The sequence below is a fragment of the Nocardia sp. NPDC002869 genome (genome assembly GCF_046764065.1).
In the GTDB taxonomy this organism is placed as follows: domain Bacteria; phylum Actinomycetota; class Actinomycetes; order Mycobacteriales; family Mycobacteriaceae; genus Nocardia; species Nocardia rhamnosiphila.
In genome coordinates, this window is record NZ_JBKOOL010000107.1 from 1 (window position 1) to 19,330 (window position 19,330).

General features: G+C 64.6%; 13 protein-coding genes. 9 read left to right on the forward strand and 4 right to left on the reverse strand.

The window, feature by feature from the left end; all coding sequences use genetic code 11:
• Positions 1-797 precede the first annotated feature (797 nt).
• On the reverse strand, positions 798-2,486 hold the full coding sequence (locus tag ACLML9_RS19325; protein WP_411946841.1) for a hypothetical protein: 1,689 nt from the start codon (positions 2,484-2,486) through the stop codon (positions 798-800).
• A 1,001-nt stretch (positions 2,487-3,487) separates the two neighbouring features.
• Between ACLML9_RS19325 and ACLML9_RS19330 the strand changes: the two genes are divergently transcribed.
• The 4 genes from ACLML9_RS19330 to ACLML9_RS19345 all read left to right on the forward strand — a co-directional run bounded on the left by ACLML9_RS19330 (position 3,488) and on the right by ACLML9_RS19345 (position 9,595).
• Entirely contained in the window at positions 3,488-4,333 is an 846-nt protein-coding gene (locus ACLML9_RS19330; RefSeq protein ID WP_411946842.1) for a 2OG-Fe(II) oxygenase, read from the forward strand.
• Positions 4,334-4,521: 188 nt separating this feature from the next.
• Positions 4,522-5,424, forward strand: coding sequence for a hypothetical protein (locus tag ACLML9_RS19335; protein ID WP_411946843.1), 903 nt, complete (start codon positions 4,522-4,524; stop codon positions 5,422-5,424).
• Positions 5,425-5,670: 246 nt separating this feature from the next.
• Positions 5,671-7,392: an arginine--tRNA ligase gene (gene argS, locus ACLML9_RS19340; protein ID WP_411946844.1), complete on the forward strand. Its 1,722-nt coding sequence runs from the start codon at positions 5,671-5,673 to the stop codon at positions 7,390-7,392.
• Positions 7,393-7,648: 256 nt separating this feature from the next.
• Positions 7,649-9,595, forward strand: a complete 1,947-nt coding sequence (locus ACLML9_RS19345) for an acyl-CoA dehydrogenase family protein (protein ID WP_411946845.1) — start codon at positions 7,649-7,651, stop codon at positions 9,593-9,595.
• Positions 9,596-9,839: 244 nt separating this feature from the next.
• On the opposite strand, the gene ACLML9_RS19350 is transcribed toward ACLML9_RS19345, so the two are convergent.
• Complete coding sequence (locus ACLML9_RS19350) at positions 9,840-10,823, reverse strand: alpha/beta hydrolase (RefSeq protein WP_411946846.1); 984 nt, start codon at positions 10,821-10,823, stop codon at positions 9,840-9,842.
• Between the two features lie 321 nt (positions 10,824-11,144).
• Entirely contained in the window at positions 11,145-11,939 is a 795-nt protein-coding gene (locus ACLML9_RS19355; RefSeq protein WP_411946847.1) for an IclR family transcriptional regulator, read from the reverse strand.
• Positions 11,940-12,091: 152 nt separating this feature from the next.
• On the opposite strand from ACLML9_RS19355, the gene ACLML9_RS19360 reads away from it, so the two are divergent.
• The 5 genes from ACLML9_RS19360 to ACLML9_RS19380 are packed head-to-tail and all read left to right on the forward strand — an operon-like array spanning position 12,092 to position 17,781.
• Positions 12,092-12,958, forward strand: a complete 867-nt coding sequence (locus ACLML9_RS19360) for an isocitrate lyase/PEP mutase family protein (RefSeq protein ID WP_063039606.1) — start codon at positions 12,092-12,094, stop codon at positions 12,956-12,958.
• A 17-nt stretch (positions 12,959-12,975) separates the two neighbouring features.
• The gene (locus ACLML9_RS19365) at positions 12,976-14,220 is read left to right on the forward strand and encodes a 3-isopropylmalate dehydratase large subunit (RefSeq protein ID WP_411946852.1); all 1,245 of its coding nucleotides are present in this window, start codon (positions 12,976-12,978) and stop codon (positions 14,218-14,220) included.
• Complete coding sequence (locus ACLML9_RS19370; protein ID WP_411946848.1) at positions 14,217-14,750, forward strand: 3-isopropylmalate dehydratase; 534 nt, start codon at positions 14,217-14,219, stop codon at positions 14,748-14,750. The genes ACLML9_RS19365 and ACLML9_RS19370 overlap by 4 nt, the downstream gene beginning before the upstream one ends.
• Positions 14,747-16,096 carry an MFS transporter gene (locus tag ACLML9_RS19375; RefSeq protein WP_411946849.1) on the forward strand — a complete coding sequence of 450 codons (1,350 nt, stop codon included), beginning with the start codon at positions 14,747-14,749 and terminating at the stop codon, positions 16,094-16,096. Before ACLML9_RS19370 ends, ACLML9_RS19375 begins: the two co-directional genes overlap by 4 nt.
• Positions 16,093-17,781, forward strand: coding sequence for a class I adenylate-forming enzyme family protein (locus tag ACLML9_RS19380; RefSeq protein ID WP_411946850.1), 1,689 nt, complete (start codon positions 16,093-16,095; stop codon positions 17,779-17,781). The genes ACLML9_RS19375 and ACLML9_RS19380 overlap by 4 nt, the downstream gene beginning before the upstream one ends.
• 162 nt (positions 17,782-17,943) lie before the next feature.
• Here the strand turns inward: ACLML9_RS19380 and ACLML9_RS19385 are convergent.
• Positions 17,944-19,330 (reverse strand): tetratricopeptide repeat protein (locus ACLML9_RS19385; protein WP_411946851.1); only part of this gene is annotated, 1,387 nt, incomplete at its 5' end.

The following is a 19,330-nucleotide window of genomic DNA, read 5'->3' on the forward strand; positions in this document are numbered from 1 at the left end:
TGCGGAACCGGCTGCGGCGGATGCGACGGCTGCGGCGGATGCGGAGGTCCGCCCGCAACCCGCACATCGCCAGGATGCGGAACCGGCTGCGGCGGATGCGACGGCTGCGGCGGATGCGGAGGTCCGCCCGCAACCCGCACATCGCCAGGATGCGGAACCGGCTGCGGCGGTATGCCGTGCTGGGCTTGCAAATCCGCCTCCCGCCCCGCGTTGAGTACCCGTTGAGCGCGTTCGGAACCGTTCCGCCGCATCCAGGGCGGGATTCGATCGGAAACCATGTGCGCAGCCGACTCGAGCGCGTCGCCGACCGCTGACATCAGACCCCGTCTAGCCACTACTTCCTCCAGCCCATGAGAGGGCCCCTCCGCGTGCCCGCTTGCACATCACGCCCAAAGCTGTATCAACACCACCCGATGCCCGGAGGGGTGGCGCGCCGCAATATCTCGTAGTCGGTGATATCGGTACCCGACCGGCGGGCTCGATCGAGTGAGAGCAGTTCGACAACCGGAAGGACCGCGAATTCCGTACAACAGAAACGCAGTCGACCACCGAGTTGCTCGTTGGCTCGCCCCATTCTGAACTATCCCCAAGGTCGGGGAGATCAGCTGACATCCGGGGGCTGCCGGACATCGAGTCAACGGCGGGTACCGCGTCGATTGAACCGTTCCAGCCGATGGCGTGCCCAGGTGGATCGAGAGCAGTCGCGGATATGTCGACCTGTGCGAGAAATGCTCCTGTAGCCGCCAGGGCCGACCCACCGTGGAGTACAGAGCCGCGCCCTCCTGATCGAGCTCGCGTCATCCCGATTGAGGCCGACCGGTGACCGCGGATGGATCGGGCTCCTTCTGTGGAGGATCGGCCGAGACTTCGCGGTCCTGGCCGGTCGGCTCGTCGTTGGACGATTGGGCCGGTGGACCCCCGATGGCCGGCGCGAACACCTGGGGGCCCGTGCTCTGCGGACTCCCTGATCCCGACTGTGCGGTCTGGTCCGCCTCGCCACGGGTTCCGGTTTCTCCCACAGAAATCGCCGGCGTTTTCTCGTCGGAGCCTTTCGTGGATGCCGCCACGCGGGCCGGCTTGCCGCCCGCACGCGACCAGGGTGTCCGTGAGCCCTTGCCTGCAGACGGCGGCCTGGTATCGGAAGCAGCGCCTGCCGCCGACCGGGCGGCGCCCCCCTGCGCCGGTCCAGCGCCCGCCGCCGGCCGGGCGGCGCCCCCCTGCCCTTTGTTCGCCGCGGCGTCGACGGAGCGCTGTTGCCCACTCGATGTGGACGAGGTCTGCGACTGCGTCGCCGTCGGCGGAGTCGACTGCGCAATCCCTGTCGGAGCCATTCCAACGGATTCGCCTACTCTGCTCTGCGTAGCTTCCGACTCGGCGTTATTGGAGCTGTTTTCCGCTCCATCAGTAGCAATCGCTGCGCGATCGCCACCTTGCGCGACGGAATCGACACCCACAGATTGGGTGTTCATCGAGGAGACGGAAGACCCCGGCGCGCCCGGCTGAACCGGTCCGGACGCGACGGCCTCTGGCCCATTCGTTTGGTTGTCGGGCGAGGCCGTAACCGGCGAACGGGTGCCGCCACCCGCCAGTTCCTCTCCGGGCGCCACGGAGTCGGCGCCTGGAGCGGAGTCCGCCTTCGGCGCACTCTCTGAAGGTGTTCCGGCAGTCGGCTGCTGGCTTTCCGGAAACGAACCGGGGAACAGCACGTTCAGAAGCGGATCAGGTCGAATCTGGGTAAGCGGTTGTTCTCCGGAAGGATCCGACCAATCGGCAGGTATCACGGGCAGTCCGGGAGTGGCGAAGTCGAAGCCGTCCATCTTCTCGGCGAACTTCTCGCCGTGGGACTTCATATCCTCGGCCTGACTGTCCAGAATCTTGATGTAGCGCTCGACTTCATCGGGATCGAGGCGGTAGGTCGATCCGGGGCCGGATGAAGGGACTTCGCCGGGTGGACGTAGCGCATCACGAAGAAAAAGGTCGAACTTTTCCAAGAGCGGCTGGATGGCTTTCATCATGACCTCGCCCGCGATATACCACATCAACGCCTTGGTCACTTCTTTGAGAAGGTAGCGTGTCGTTGCCGCGATCGCGGGGCCGGTAACCGGCCCCGCCGGAGTGCCTATGCTCGCAATGAAGCTCGCAGCGAGCGCTGCCAGTTCGATCAGCACGGCGATCTGTATCGCCTCGATGACGTCTGCTGCGATATCGAGCGCTGTCGCTGCTATACCGAATGCGGTATCCAGCTCCGACATCATTCCTTTGTTCTGCGCCCACATCACCAGGATTGCCTGGTAGGAATCTCCGGAAATGGCCGAACCCAAAGCTTCGACAGTGTTGGTCGACTCGTCATAGGTTTCTCTGACCTCGGTGGCGAGTTCCTCGACGGTCCGGCTCAGCTCGCGCACTTGATCCACATCGACATCCGGATAGGGAATGCCCAGGATGTTGAGAAAGAGCACAACCTCGCTCGGTATGTGGATACTCAACTGTCGAACCTTCTCGCAGCGGCGTGAACCGATCCACCCCACCGCGATCTACACGGAGACGGCAATGCACGGCGGCGGCCCGTGCAGCGGAACGGACTGACAATCGGCATCAGCAGCACACTGCCGGGTCGGCCGCAGAGAGCATCGGCACGATGCATAGCCAGAGCTGCAGCTGCATTCGACCTCACGCACCTCGCTTCATACTGCTCGTACAGATCGCGCCGACGTACGGTGACGACTCGACGCCCGGACAGACTACCCAACTGCGACAACCGACGGCTCGCATCAACCGCCGTCGAGTGCACATCGGGCCGGGCCGAACTCGGATCCACAGCGCTCGGGCGGGATCGGCACAGCGTGACCGAAGGATGCGGTACGGCATCCGATGCCCGGATGGCCGACTCGGCCCGACAACGGCTCCGCTCGGCGCCGATATGTGCCGAAGCGCGCCACAGTGCCACGACTTCGCAGGTCGCCCTGGTTCGTCGCAGTATTTGGACTGGAATCGATTCAGGTCGCCGGATCGAGACGAAAGTAGGCAGCGATTCCGACCGCATGTCTCCTCGTGAGTGCGGAGCGCGGAGCCAGGAATGCCGCAGAGGTAATGAGTTGACCGACCCGGCAGCCCACTATCACCAGCACCGGGAATAGACGGGACCGGTCCCGGGCCCGACCGGCCATCCGGCAACCGGCAACCGGCAACCGGCAACCGATCGAGGCAGACGGAGTTGGGCGACGGCCACATCCGCTTCCCGGAAACAGGCGCCGGGGACCGGGCTGGAGGCAAACCCGCGGATCAGCAACTGACCACCCGCCGGACCCGCGAACCGAGACCGATGCCCGGAATTCATATGCGCCGCGATACAGGCCATTCGGCGGCGACGAGGACCGCCCACGTACGACACCGCCCTCTCGACATCTATCACCGATGGACCACCAGGACGGCGGGGGCACCCTCCGCACCGAGCCTGAATGCGAGAGTCTGGTGTTAGTCTGCGAACATGACGGCGGCACTGGATGATTCGATGCGAAGCAGCATCAGCAATTGGATCAGTAAAAGGCTCGAACAGGGCCACGCTCCCGAATCGATCATAGAATCCATGGCGAACGACGGCTTCGACAAGAACGCGGCCATGACAGCAGTGCACGCATTGCTACGGGGGGAAATGCCCGGCGCCTCGCCGTACGAATACGATCCCGGCACTATCTCACCGGACCGGGTCGTTCACGCCCACGATCGCACGGTCCATGTACTGATGCGAGTAGAACGGCCGCAAATAGTCTTGTTCGACAACGTACTTTCCGCCGACGAGTGCGATCATATAATCGATATGTCGGCGAGCCGATTGCAGCGTTCCGCAACTATCGACCCCGCCACCGGCCTCTTCGAGGAAGCGGAGACCCGAACCAGCGAGAGCCTTACGCTCGGAATTTCCGAAAATCCGGTTATCGATAAGGTCGAGCGACGAATTTCCGCACTGATTAACTGCCCGGTGGAAAACGGCGAAGGCCTACAGGTCGTACGGTATCGAACGGGGGGCCAATACATGCGTCATTTTGATTTCTATTCACCGACGGACCCCGGAAGCATCGCACATGTCAGCGGCGGCGGCCAGCGGACTGCGACACTCATAATCTATCTGAACGACGTCGAAGACGGCGGGGAAACTTTCTTCCCCGACCCCGATATCTCGTTTTCCCCACGCAAGGGTCAGGCAGTCTACTTCCGATACTTCAACAAGCGAGGTCAACTCGATCCGGCGACAATACACGCAGGACTTCCGGTCCTCGCCGGCGATAAATGGATTATGAACAAATGGATGCGCCGCTACCCCATCCCACGGTAGGTCACTGCAAGCCGGATCGGCCAGGGGCAGCAGATCGATATCCACCACAGTCGCTTCCCCGCATTACAATAGAACTCATGCCGGGCATCGCGCCGGTGTTGCGAGTATTTTCGGGAGGATCGATGCTTCCTTCCCACGGAAGAAAGCATGCTCCGAACCGGATAGCTTCGGATTGCTAGACTTCGGCCGTGAACACGAATTGCTCACCCTCGATTCAGCAGGGCCTGCTGATCTGTTCGACGATTATGGATCCGGGACCGAGCCTTCACTACTGGATCGAGTATCACTTGCGCCGTGCGGATATCATCATGATCTTCATGGACGACCCTGGCCAACGACCGCTTTTCGAGCCATTCAGACGAGACGATCGAGTTCTGCTGGTGCCCGGTGCCACACCCCGCACCGATCTGACGCCGTCCGGGCTGTTCGACCGCGAGGTCGCCAACTATCGAGAGGCTGTCTCCTACGCACTCGCCGAAGGGATCCCTTGGCTCGTTCCTCTCGACAGCGACGAGATCCTGTACGACAGAGGCGATCACAGCTGGAAAACGACGGACCGTGTGGGACACGTAACCTTCACGAACCACGAGGCGGTTCCGCTGAACCACGAGGTCACCAACTGCTTTACCGAATGTACCCTCTTCCGGGTCAACGGCCGGGCCGATTTCATGGCGTACGGCAACGGTAAGAGCGCTGTTCGCGTGTCGCCCGGAGTAAAGGCAGGAGTACATTCTTTCGACGGTTACGAGGGGGAGCAAAGCACCGTCGACCACCCGGTCATCCTGCACTATCCGAATCCGTCATTCGACAGCTGGGTGGCCAAATTCGGTAAATTCAATGCTTTTTCGGATTTCTGGTGGGACAACCCGGATTGCCCCATCGTCATACAGTTCATGCTGCGATCCAGGGACCTGCTGCGCGCGGCCAGGGAGACCGGCAACTGGGACGAAGCACATGACTACTTCGCCACATGGAGTCTCGATGCCGCGTCCCGTGAAAAACTATTGCAGACAGGAGTGTTGCGGCGGTACGACCCCATGGCGGAGCTACGCGACAGCCGGAGCATCAGCGCGCAGCCCATCGTTTCGTAATCACCGGTGGCGCGGCCGGTGTCCGGGGCATCGCGCACTCTCCCGGTCGTCGCGGCGAGAGCATCGCCTTCGCATTCCCCGGCTCGCGGCCGTGGCCGGCGAGCCGGGACGCTGCGCCGGACCAGGACGTGGCAGTGATTCCGGCTAGCCGGCGAGCAACTCGCTGTAATTCGACCGGCGTGGTCATCCAGTGGGGCGCGGATAGCGATGCCGGGCGCAGCCCAGCGTTCGCTAGGGTTTCCCTCCGTGGGCACCCCCGAGCAGATACTGTCCGATCGCCTCGCGCACGCGTTCGAGGCTGTGGTCGGTGAACCCGTCGACCCGCTGGTCCAGCGGTCGCAGTTCGCCGACTACCAGTCGAACGCCGCCTTGGGATCGGCCAAGCGCCTAGGGCGCAAACCCCGCGATATCGCCGCCGCGGTGCTGGCGGCCGCCGATCTCGACGATCTGGTGGAGCACACCGAGATCTCGGGACCGGGGTTCATCAATATGACACTGCGACCACAGGTTCTCGGCAGGATGGTCGGCGCGGTCGGCGCCGACGACCGCTTGGGCGTCCCGCCCGTGGATCCGGAAACCGTGGTGGTCGACTATTCGGCGCCGAACACCGCCAAGGAGATGCACGTCGGACACCTCCGCAGCACGATCATCGGTGACGCCGCAGTGCGGATCACCGAGTGGCTGGGGCACCGGGTGATCAAACGAAACCATTTGGGCGACTGGGGGACTCCGTTCGGCATGCTTATCGAGCATCTGCTCGATATCGGCGAAGCGGAGGCCGCCGCCGAGCTCTCGGTCGGCGACCTGAACACCTTCTACACCACGGCCCGGCGCAAATTCGACGGCTCCGACGAGTTCAAGGAGCGGTCGCGGCGGCGGGTGGTCCTGCTCCAGGGTGGCGACGAGGCCACCCTCCGGCTGTGGCGGCTGCTGGTTGCCGAATCGAAGCAGTACTTCATGAAGGTGTACGACAGCCTGGATGTCCGGCTGGTCGAAGCCGATTTCGTCGGCGAGAGCGCCTACAACGACCAACTCGCCTCGGTGATCGCGGAATTGGACCGGCTCGGCTTGTTGCGCACCAGCGAAGGCGCCGACTGTGTGTTCCCCGAGGGGTTCACCGGTCGCGACGGCGAACCGCTTCCCCTGATCGTCCGCAAGAGCGACGGCGGATACGGATACGCCACCACAGATCTCGCCGCGATCCGCGACCGGCTCACCACCCTGGGCGCCACCCGGTTGCTCTATGTGGTGGGGATGCCGCAGCAGCAGCATTTCGCGATGGTGTTCACGACCGCCCGGGAGGCCGGCTGGCTCGCCCCACCGGCGCGCGCCACGCATATCGGGTTCGGTTCCGTGCTCGGCGCCGACGGCAAAGTACTGCGCAGCCGGGCCGGGGGCACGATCAAACTCGTCGACCTGCTCGACGAGGCGGTCGGCCGGGCGACACGGGCAATCGCGGAGAAGAACCCCGAGCTCGACGCCGGGTCCCGTGCCGAGGTCGCCCGCGCGGTGGGTATCGGGGCGATCAAATACGCGGACCTGTCCACCGACCGGCTCCGCGACTACACCTTCGACTTCGACCGCATGCTCTCCTTCGAGGGCAACACCGCCCCCTACCTCCAATACGCGCACGCCCGTATCCGGTCGATCTTCCGGCGCGGCGGCGTGACCCCCGGCCACGACGGCACCCCCGTGCAGATCGAGGAGCCGGCGGAACGCACGCTGGCGCTCGAACTCCTCGCCTTCCCCGATATCGTCGCCGCGGTATCGGAGAGCATGGAATTCCATCGGCTCGCGAACTATCTCTACGGGCTGGCGACGGCGTTCACCGCGTTCTACGAGCGCTGCCCGGTCCTGAAAGCCGAGGAACCGAGCCGCGGCAGTCGCCTGGTCCTGTGCGATCTCACCGCCCGGACCCTGGCCACCGGGCTGGGTCTGCTCGGTATCGCCGCCCCCGACAAGATGTAGCGCCCCAAGTCTCCGGCAGCGGCACGGGTGCGCCGAGGCTCGGCGGCGGCGAGCCCGATTCTCCCGTACGGCCGTCACGGAGCACCGGAATACCTGGGTGCCGGATCCCGTGACGGCTTCCGGGGCCGGCGAGCGACCCTCGCGGCGCACGCGCGACCGACCGTGCGGGACTCTTTCCCATTTCGGGGGCTACCGACGGGTAACAAAGGCCCTTACACTCGTCTGTGTCCGTCATCACTTCCGAGGAGGGCGTGCCATGTCCACTGCCGCGAAAGTCGACGCCACCGAGGAGCAGGCCCGGCAACTGGTCGAGGAATCACGCGAGGTCACCTGGACCAAACCGTCCTTCGCCAAGGAAATGTTCCTCGGCCGCTACCGGGTGGATCTCATCCATCCGTTCCCGAAGCCGGGCGCGGAGGACACCGCCCGCACCGACGCGTATCTGGCGCGGCTCCGGGCCTACTGCGAGACCCTCGACGGCAGCGTGATCGAGGAGCAGGGTCGTATTCCGGAGCATTTCGTACGCGGCCTCGCCGAACTCGGGTGTTTCGGTCTGAAGATTCCCGAGGAGTACGGCGGGCAGGGCCTGTCCCAGGTCGGCTACAACAAGGCGTTGATGCTGGTCGGCTCGGTACACGCCAGTCTGGGCGCACTGCTGTCGGCGCATCAGTCGATCGGCGTCCCCGAGCCGCTGAAGCTGGCGGGGACCCCGGAGCAGAAGCAGCGGTTCCTGCCGCGGTGCGCGCGGGGTGCGATCAGTGCCTTCCTGCTCACCGAACCCGATGTCGGCTCCGACCCGGCCCGTATCGCCAGCACCGCGACCCCCACGGCCGACGGTGAGGCCTACGAGCTGAACGGTGTCAAACTGTGGACCACCAACGGCGTGGTCGCGGAACTGCTGGTGGTGATGGCCCGGGTGCCCAAGAGCGACGGACACCGCGGTGGGATCTCCGCCTTCGTCGTCGAAGCCGACAGCGAGGGCATCACCGTGGAACGGCGCAACTCCTTCATGGGTCTGCGTGGTCTCGAGAACGGCGTCACCCGCATGTACAACGTCCGAGTGCCCAGAGAGGATCTGATCGGACGCGAAGGCGACGGGTTGAAGATCGCGCTCACCACGCTCAATGCGGGACGGCTCGCGATTCCGGCGCTGTGCACGGCGGCGGCCAAATGGTCGGTGAAGATCGCCCGCGAATGGAGCACGGCCCGGGTGCAGTGGGGGCGGCCGGTCGGTGAGCACGCCGCGGTGGGCGCCAAGGTGTCCTTCATCGCCGCGACGGCCTACGCCCTGGAGGCGGTACTCGATCTCTCGGCGACCATGGCCGACGAGAACCGCAACGACATCCGTATCGAGGCGGCGCTCGCCAAGCTGTGGGCCTCGGAGATGGGGTGCCGGATCGCCGACGAACTCGTGCAGATCCGGGGTGGCCGCGGTTACGAGACCGCGGCGTCGCTACGGGCCCGGGGCGAGCGGGCGGTCGGCGCCGAACAGCTGGTCCGCGATCTGCGGATCAACCGCATCTTCGAAGGCTCCAGTGAGATCATGCGGCTGCTCGTCGCCCGCGAGATGGCCGACGCGCATATGGCCGCCGCCGGAGCACTCGTCGACAAGCACGCGGAATTCAAGGAGAAGGCCAAGGCGGCGGCGGGCGCCGGCGGCTTCTACGCCAAATGGTTCCCGCAGTTGGCCGTCGGACCAGGTACGGCACCGGCCGGATTCGCCGATTTCGGTCCGCTGGCCCGGCATATGCGTTTCGTCGAGCGGATGGCACGTAAACAGGCCCGCGCGCTGATGTACGGCATGGCGCGCTGGCAGGCGAAGCTCGAGTACCGGCAGGTGTTCCTGGGTCGTCTCGTCGATATCGGCGCGGAACTGTTCGCGATGTCGGCGGCCTGTGTACGCGCCCAGGCCGAGCGCGCCGACGGCACCGCGGAAGGCGAAGCCGCCACCGAACTGGCCGACGTGTTCTGCCGGCAGGCCCGAATCCGGGTGCGGCAACTGTTCGACTCGCTGTGGGAGAACACCGACGACGAAGACGTGCGCCTGGCCCGCAACCTGTTCGACGGCCGCTACCGGTGGGTCGAGGAGGGCGCGCTCGACCCGAGCGAGGGCACCGGGCCGTGGATCGCCGAATGGCAGATGGGCCCCTCCACCGAGGAGAACCTGCTGCGACCGTGGCTCCGGGTGGGCGCACTGCACTGACCGCTCACGGCGACGACCCGGGGCGGGGCGGCCGCGCGGACCGCCGGCGCGCGGTAGTGATCCGATGCACCCCGGCGCCGGCGAGCCGACTACGCACGACCGGTGCGACGTGGCCGCACTGTGCCCGCTGCTACGGGCCCGGTGGTTGCACGGTCCATCCGGTCAGGGACCTGTGTTCCAGCGCGTGGTCGCGGAAGCGTTGCTACACGGGACATGCTGGTCACTCCCTCTCGCGGAACCGTCGTCAGCCCGCGCCGAGGGCGTCCAGGATCATCGGGCGGGCGGTGGTGATCGCCTGCTCCCAGTAGGGCCAGGTGTGGGTGCCGGCGACGAGGTCGACGCGGGCCTGGATCCCCAGCGCGGCGAGCCGGTCGCGGAAGATCTGCGCGGCCATTGTCGCCAAGGCCTCCAGGCCCATCGCGTTCACGGTGTTACCGACGCCGTGGGGCACGTCGGGCGCTCCGGGCACACCGTTACCGGCCCAGATGTACATCGGCAGGCCGCGCAGCCGTTCGGCCTGCACGGTGGGATCGTTGCGGTGCCAGGCCGGGTCACCGGCCGGACCCCACATATCGTCCACATTGAACCGGCCCTCGTCCCACAGCGCCGCGCGGACCGCTTCGTTCCACATGGGGAATGTCGGGTTGAGGAATCCGGAGAACGATCCGGCGAACTTGAACTGATCGCGGTGATGCGCGGCGAGGGCCAGCGCCGCCCCGCCACCCATGGAGGCGCCCACGATGGCGTTATTGCTGCGCGAGACCCCGTATCTCGCGAGGAAGGCCGGCAGTTCCTCGGTGAGGAAGGTTTCCCATTTGTACGTGGTGGCCTGGCCGTTCGTGCTGCTCGGCCGGTACCAGTCGGCATAGAAACTGGAATGCCCGCCGACCGGGAGCACCAGCGTCACATCGTCTCCGGCGAACCGCCGCAGGACGTCGGTATCGCTGGTCCACTGATTGTGGTCGTGGGGCGCCCGCAGGCCGTCGAGCACATAAAGCGCCGCTCGCCCACCACGCGCAGCCCACTGCACCTGAACCTTGATCGGTCCCATATCGGACGGCACCACGAGCTCCTGGTACCCACCGGCCGGGGCCCGTAGCGCCGGCGCGGCGATCGGGGCCGCACCCGCCACCGCCCCGCCGGCACCGGCGGCCAGCACCAGCGCCGTCACGAACACACCGAGTTTCCGCAGCCGCCCACACGCTGCTCGCCGCTTCTCCACTGCCACCCCGTACTTAGTCGTCGGTCTCGAACCGTGCCGCTGAGCAACGCTACCGACGAATTCCGCAACACGCCCGCACGAGTCTTCCCAAGGATCGGAAGCGACGGCAGGACCGAACCGTCCCGTGACGAATCGTCCACCACCATGGACATCGGCGAGGCTCACCGAACAGCATGCACCGCAGGTGAATTCGTTGTTCTCTTTTCTCCGGTCGCGGGCTCGATCTCGGCTCGGCGAGAGCGACGGGCGTGATCGGCACCCGACCGAGCCCTCCTCAACGGCTCCGTCTCGGCACGGTGGCGGGAAGACGAGGTGGCCGTGGAGTTCTCAGCCCCGCGGTAGGGCTTGCACGATCCGCGTGATCCGCGCCCCCGCGTCACACACCTTCTCGATTTTCGCGGCCAGCGCGTCGCCTTCGAACTCCTCGGCCCGGCCGCCCACACTGATGGACGCGACCACCGAGCCGTCCCGCCCCAGGATCGGTGCCGCCACCGCCGCGACCCCGGGCAGATAGTCCGCGTTGCTCACCGAATAACCGGCGTCCCTGATCGCGTCGAGGTGTGCGACGAGCCGGTCCACATCGGTGATGGTCCGCTCGGTGATCGCCGGCAGGTCGGCACTGATCCACCTGTCCCGCAATGCTTCCGAATGCGCGAGCATGACGACCGGCCCCGCCGCGGCGTGATAGGGCATCACGGATCCGATATTGATGCCGGCGACGACGAGCGAGTTGCGGCCCTCGAGCAGGTCGATGCACACCGCCCCCTGTTCGGCGGGAACCATCAGATAGGCAGTGTTGCCGAAGTTGGTCGCCAGATCGGACATGAAAGGTTTTGCCGCGGAACGGATATCGAGTTTCGACAGCGCCGCGGAGCCGATTTCGAAGACCGGCATGGCGATGCGGTAGGCGCCTTCTTCCGTGCGATCCACCCACCCCGCCTGGACCAGCGTGGCCATCAAGCGGAACACCGTCGTCTTGTTCATCCCGCTCGCCACGGTGAGGTCGTTCAGCGTCCAGGCGGGACGGTCCGCGCTGAAGTGACCGAGCAGCGTGCACGCCTTGAGGACGGCGCCCACGACATCGCGACCCCCCGGCGCCTCGGACTCTACGGGCACAGCCACTGCTACTCACTCGCTTCCACAGGTCGTGCGATCGATGTCGCCACCATACGAACACATCCATCGCTCGGGGTTGACTTTGTGACCTGAGCCACCTTACCGTCTCATATCGAAATACGAAACGCATTCCGTATTGCGAAACGGAGAGTGGACTGGTGCGCAGCCCGACCTTGAAAGACCTCACGTCGAACGGACTCGTCTACGCCCCCGGCGTATGGGACGGCCTCACCGCCCGCCTCGCCGAACAGGCCGGTTTCAGCGCCCTGTGCGCCTCGGGCTTCGCCGTCTCGGCCGCGCTGGGCCTCCCCGACGCCGAGCTGTACACCCAGACCGAGAACCTCCAGGCGGTCCGCACGATCCGTGAATCCTCCAAGTTGCCGCTGGTCGCCGATATCGACACCGGCTACGGCAACGCCGTCAATGCCGCCCGCACCGCCACCAAGTTCGCCGACGCCGGCGTAGGCGGCATGTTCATGGAGGACCAGGTCTCCCCCAAGTCCTGCCCCATCTGCGTGGGCGACCCCGTCGACCTGATCACCGTCGCCGAGGCCACCGGCAAGATCCGCGCCGTCCGCGACTCCATCCCCGACGACGTCCTGCTCATCGCCCGCACCGATGCCCGCGGCGACGACGCCATCCGCCGCGCCCAGGCCTACGTCGAGGCCGGCGCCGACATGATCATGCCGGTGACCAAGACCTTCGAAACCGTCGAACAGTGGCAGCGCTGCCACGAGGAGGTCGGTGTCCCGCTCATGGCCACCCTCACCGCCTCGACCTGGACCGAACGCGATTTCACCCCCGAAATCCTGGATCAGATCGGCGTCCGGCTCGCCCTGCTGCCCACCCAGGTGCTGATGGCGGTGGCCGGGGCGGCCCGCGAGACCCTGAAGCGGCTGGCCGCGGGCGAGGCCCCCGCGCAGGTGAGTGCCGACGCGCTCCAGCACCACGAGTTCGTGGAGCTGATCGGTTTCCCCGAGGTCGAGGCCATGCAGAACAAGTACCTACCCGCGAAGGAGCAGTGACCGCCGTGGGTTACACGATGACGGAGAAGATCCTGGGCCGCGCCTCGGATCAGGACACGGTCCGCGCCGGCGATAACCACGCCGTGCACCCCGCGCGCATGATCGCGTACGACTTCCCCGGCTACACCGATGTGATGTTCCGGCAGATGCGCGAGGATTTCGGGATCACCGAGCTCGCGGACCCGAGCCGCTACATCGTCTTCATCGACCACATGCTCACCAAGGGCAACGACAAGGAAACCGAGGTCCATCAGGTCACCCGCGACTGGTGCGAGTTCTACGGCATCGAGTTGCACGAGGGCCGCGGTATCGGCCACCAGCTCACCGCCGAGCTGGGCTTGGCGATCCCCGGCGAATTCCTGGTCCATTTCGACGGCCATATCAGCGGTATCGGCGCGTTCAGCGCCCTCGGCTGGGGTATCCGGCGCGACCTCATCGAAGCCTGGGTCACCGGCCGCGTCTTCGTCGATATCCCCGCCACCACCCGCTTCGACCTCGTCGGCGAATTCCCCCCCGGCGTCGACAGCCGCGACCTCGTGCACACCATCATCGATATGGTCGGCGCCGACGGTTGCGCCCATCAGGTGATGGAATTCGGCGGCCCCGGCGCCCGCTCGATGGCCATCGACCACCGCCAGGGCCTGTGCGGCATGGCCATGTTCACCGGCGCCGTCTCCGCACTCTTCGAACCCGACGAGACGTCACTCGCCTACGCGAAGAATGTCGCCCGCCGCGACTTCGACCCGGTCTATCCCGACCCCGACGCCACCTACGCGGCCCGCCACACCATCGACCTCTCCACCCTGACTCCCCGGGTGGTGCTCCCCGGCTCGGCCCGGGCCGTCAACACCAAAACCGCCCAGGAACTCGCAGGTACACCCATCACCAAGGCATTCATCGGCTCCTGCGCCAGCGGCCGCATCGAAGATCTACGCGCCGCCGCCCTCGTCCTCGACGGCCGCAAGGTCGCCCCCGGCGTCGAACTCAATGTCGTCCCCACCTCACAGAAGGTGTACGAACAGGCCGAGCGAGAAGGCATCCTCGATGTGCTCCGCGCCGCAGGTGCGCATATCAATATATCGAGCTGTGATTTCTGCTTCGGCTACCAGAAACCCCTGCAGGCCGGCGAGAACTGCATCTCCACCGGCGTCCTGAACATCTCCGGCCGCATGGGCAGCCCCGACGCCAACATCTACATGGGCTCCCCCTACACCGTCGCCGCCAGCGCCCTGGCCGGCACCATCCAGGAGTCGGTCCAGTGAGCGCCTATCCCCCACCGCCGGACATCATCGAAGGCAAGGTCGCCTGGATCTTCGGCGACGATTTCGATATCGACCTCGTCGTCGGCGTCGCCAATATCAAGTCCTACGACCCCGACCACCTGCGCTCGGTATGTATGCAGGCCTACGACCCCGCCTTCACCGACCGTGTCCGCCCCGGCGATATCATCGTCGGCGGCCGTAACTTCGGCTACGGTCATCCGCACTATCCACCCATGGTCGCCCTCCGCAACGCGGGTATCGCGGCCATCGTCGCGGAATCCTTCTCGCCCGGCTTCTGGCGCGGCGAGACCTTCAACGGCATGCCGTTGATCACGATCCCCGGCGTCTCGACCGCAGTCCGGGTCGACGACGCCGTGGCCCTCGACTGGCGCACCGCCACCCTGCGCCGGCCCGAGGGACCCGACCTGGTCGGAACCCCACCGAATCCGCGGACCGTTCAGGTCATCGAAGCCGGTGGTTCGTATGAACTCCTGCTCGCCGAGCACGCACGCCAAGGACAACCGCAATGACCAATGTCGATCATCGCGTCGAGAACCCTGACAGCCGGCCCGCCGGGCAGCTGCCGGTGACCGCCCCGAAGAAGTCGAACTCCGTGGCCCGCCGCGCCGCCATCGCCGGCGGCGTCGGCACCCTCATCGAGTACTACGACTTCGCGGTCTACGGCTTCCTCGCCGTCACCATCGCGCCGCTGTTCTTCCCGTCGGACAATTCCGCGGTGTCGATCCTGTCGACCCTCGCCGTCTTCGGCGTCGCCTACGTCGCCCGCCCCCTCGGCGGCATCTTCTTCGGCCGCCTCGGCGACCGCCGCGGCCGCCGCCACGCCCTCGTCATCACCGTCGTCAGCATGGGCGTGGCCTGCGGCATCCTCGGCCTGCTCCCCACCCATTCGACCGTCGGCGTCCTCGCCCCCATCCTGCTGGTCCTCGTCCGCCTCGCCCAAGGCTTCTCCGCCGGCGGCGAAGTCGGCGGCGCCGCGACCTATATCGCCGAATCCGCCCCGCCCCGCAAACGCGGCTTCTTCGGCTCCTTCACCCCCGTCGGCTCCACCCTCGGCTTCGCCGTAGCCGCTGCCGTCGTGGGTGTGGTCGCCCTGATCACCACCGACGAGCAGATGGAGTCGTGGGGCTGGCGTATCCCGTTCCTGCTCGCCCTCCCCCTCGCCTACGTCTGCCTCCGCGTCCGGATGAAGCTCGAGGACACCCCCGAATTCGAGGAGATGGCCGAGAAGCAGCAGGTCACCAAGAGCCCGCTGCTCGACACGGTCACCAAGAACCCGTGGTCCGTACTCCGCGTCGTCGGTGTCGCCATCGCGATGAACGGCTCCGGCTATATCGGCCTCACCTACTTCAGCGTCTACCTGATCAAAGACCTGGGCTTCTCCAAGGACGCCGTCTACTGGACCTCCGCCATCGCCATCGCCCTGGCCTGCGCTACCTTCCCGATCAGCGGCATGCTCACCGACAGGTTCGGCCGTAAACCGGTACTCGTCGGCGGGTACCTCGCCTACGTCGTGATCGCGCTTCCGGCGTTCATGATCATGGGGGCGACGTCGAGCATCGTCGTGATCGGCATCGTCTACTTCGTCTACATGGTGCTCAACGGCGTCGTGCAGGTTCCGGCGTTCCCGCTGTTCACCGAACTCTTCCCGCGAACGGTTCGCTACACCGGAGTCTCGCTGGGCTTCAATATCGGCACCATCGCGGCCGGCGGGACTGCCCCCTATGTCGCCGCGCAGTTGGTCGAATCGACCGGCAACGCGATGTCGCCCGCCTACTGGGTGATGGGCGTCTGCGCCATCGGGCTGCTCACCGTCGCCACCATCCGCGAAACCAGCCGCAAGGAACTCCCGGCATGACCACCGGTAACACCGGGAATGCCCCGTCCGCCGCATTTGATGAGGGTGCGGCGGACGGGGCGTCCCGCTCCCCAGAGGTAACAGATCAGTTCGCCACCCTCGTGGCGGCCTGGCACGACAGGGTCCGGCACGAACCCGGCGCCCCCGCCCTCGTCTACTTCGACACCACCCTCACCGTCCGCGAGGCCGACGACCTCGCCACCGCCCTCGCGGCCGCTTTCGCCGACCGCGGCGTAGGCCACGGTGAACGGGTGGGCATCCACCTCCAGAACATCCCGCAATACGCGCTCGTCCTGCTCGCCCTCTGGAAACTCGGCGCGATCGCCCTCCTGCTCAACCCGATGTATCGCGGCCGCGAACTCCGCGAACTGGTCAGCGACGCCGAACCGGTCGGGATCATCACCACCGACCGCGATGTGCAACAGGTCCGGGAGGACGTCGAAGGCACCACAGTCGGATGGGTACTCGGCACCGCGGAGTCGGACCTCCAGTCCCGCAACGACCCCCGCGTCTTCAAACCCGAAACCACCCCTGCCGACGAGAGTTCCGCAGACCTACTGACTTTGGCCCACGAGTACGCCGGCCGGAAACCCCCAACTATCCAAGTACACGGCGACGACCTCGCTTTCCTCGCCTACACCTCCGGCACCACCGGCCCGCCCAAGGGCGCCATGAACTCGCACGCCAACGTCCGCGCGGTAACCACCAGCTTCGCCGAACTCGCCGGCATCACCCCCGGCGACGTGGTCTACGCCCTGGCCCCGCTGTTCCACATCACCGGAGCGGTCGTCATCGGCGCCCTCGCCCTCACCGAACGCACCTCCCTGGTCTTCACCGGCCGCTTCACCACCGACGTAGCCGTCGACGCCCTCCGCGAACACGGCGTCACCTACACCATCGGCTCCATCACCGCCTTCAACGCGATGATGAACTCGGAATACGCAACGGCCAGACACTTCTCCACCATCAAAACGCTGTACAGCGGGGGTGCGCCGGTTCCACCGAGCACGGTCGAGCGGTTCCGGGAGCGGTTCGGCCACTACATTCACAACGCCTACGGCATGACCGAAACCTCCTCGGCAGTCACCGCGGTCCCGCCCGGTACGAGCGCACCGGTCGACCCGGACAGCGGCACTCTCTCCATCGGACTACCGCTCCCGGGAGTAAACGTCGAGGTGGTCGACACCGAAGGCCACCCCCTACCACCCGGCAGCCAAGGCGAACTCGTCGTCACCGGCCCCCAGGTCATCCGCGGATACTGGCGCAAACCAGAAGAATCCGAGGCCGCTCTCCCCGAAGGCCGCCTACGAACCGGCGACAGCGCGATAGTGGACGGGCGGGGCTGGGTATACCTGGTCGACCGGATCAAAGACCAAATCAACGTCTCCGGTTACAAGGTATGGCCGCGCGAGGTCGAGGACGTCCTCTACGAACATCCGGCGGTGCTCGAAGCTGCAGTTGTAGGCATTCCGGACGAGTACCAAGGCGAGGCGGTAACTGCCTACGTTTCACTGAAAGACGGGCATTTCCCCCAGGTCGACGAGTTGATATCGTTCGCCCGAGACCGACTCGCGCCCTATAAGCGCCCCAGGGTCCTGAAGATTGTCCCGGATCTGCCGAAAACACAGACTGGAAAGATTCGCAGACGCGAGTTACGAGAAAAACATACCCTGGACCAAAAATAGAAATGCAAATACAATCAATAGTTGAAAATGCCCTGAAAAAGAGACCCGGAAAACGGCATTCCGGAGGCAGCTAGGACTCGACAGGAATTTCACCGGAAGAACAAACAACACCTGTTGCGACCTACCCAGATCGCCTCATGAATCACCAGAGCAAGACCCAGATCAAAGTCGATCGAACGCTTCCGCAAGTTCAGAATAGTCGACATCTTCAGAGCCTCCATCTCGAATCAGGCGCACCAAATCAACCAGGTATCTAGCTTTCTCCTCCCAACGCGGGTAGCTATTATCAGCAACCCACGACACCAGAGCTTCCAACCTATCCAATGCGGCATCGGCTTCCCCTAGAAGCACCAAGGAGTGCGCGAAATTGATCACCGAACCGACATAGTTTTCAACGTCACCAGCATCTCGATAACAACCTATTGATATCTCAAACGCACGTTTTGACGACTCTCTTTGACCAGTTAAGAGACCAATAAGGCCTAGGGTAGACCATGCCATCGCATACGTCTCCATTGTCCTTTCTACCGCAATTATCCTCGCCGCATTATCCACGCAACTCAGCGCATTTTGGTAAAAATGAGGTTGTATCCGCATCTGCGCTTCTGCAATTTTCAACAGCGCCTTGGATGCACCTATTAGATCGCCAGCCGGATAACTTAGGGAAAAATCAACCCTATGACACGCCTCCGCAATGACATAGAGTTCCCTTCTGGAGAAGAGGTTGCCAAGGTCATTCCATGCATAACTTTCATGGATTGGATCACTTAGACGCCTATAGAGCTCTATTGAAGAAATCAACATATCACGAGCACGATCCAACTCTCCGAGGTTACCCCAGGCAAGGCCTATGGTGTTAAGGGTGTGCGCCTCACCGTAGACATCTCCATTTTCTCGACACCCCGCAAGATCCCGCTCTAAATATGGAATTGCATCCTCATAGCGCCCCATGTCACGCAGAGTTGCCCCGATGTTATGATCTACAATTCCTGGAGATAGGGCACTGCTATCGTTTTCGGCAATCGCTGCCAGCCTCACGTAAATATCTAGCGCTTCTTGATAGCGACCCTGACCGCGATATACGCCAGCTTCGATATTCAGTAGATGAGCATTCCAATACTCCCCGAGTCCACATTTCCGGGCTTGATCACACCAATTTAGAGCCTCCTCGTGACGCTCTAAATTTTGCATCGATTCTGCTAAGCAGGCCATCAAACCTGCACGTATGACTGGCAGTTCCTCACCTAGAGCGAGACTCACCTCGCTTGAGTAAGGAAGTAGGTCTAGACCCTGAGCGCATAGTTCGCTGGCAGTCGCCCAGCGAGCACGCTGGGTAAGATACGGGATTACATTGGTAACCGCACCGACAGCTATCGGATAATTGCTAGACTCCACTCCCGCTTTCAACGAATCGGTAAGGTTATCTAAATTCTCTTCATACCAACTGAGTGCTGCTGACCGGTCCCCGATAGTGCGACCACCCGGTTTCAGAGTCCGAGCGTTGTCATCGGTATTCAGTTGATGTCGCAGCCCACCGGGTGGTGGGTGT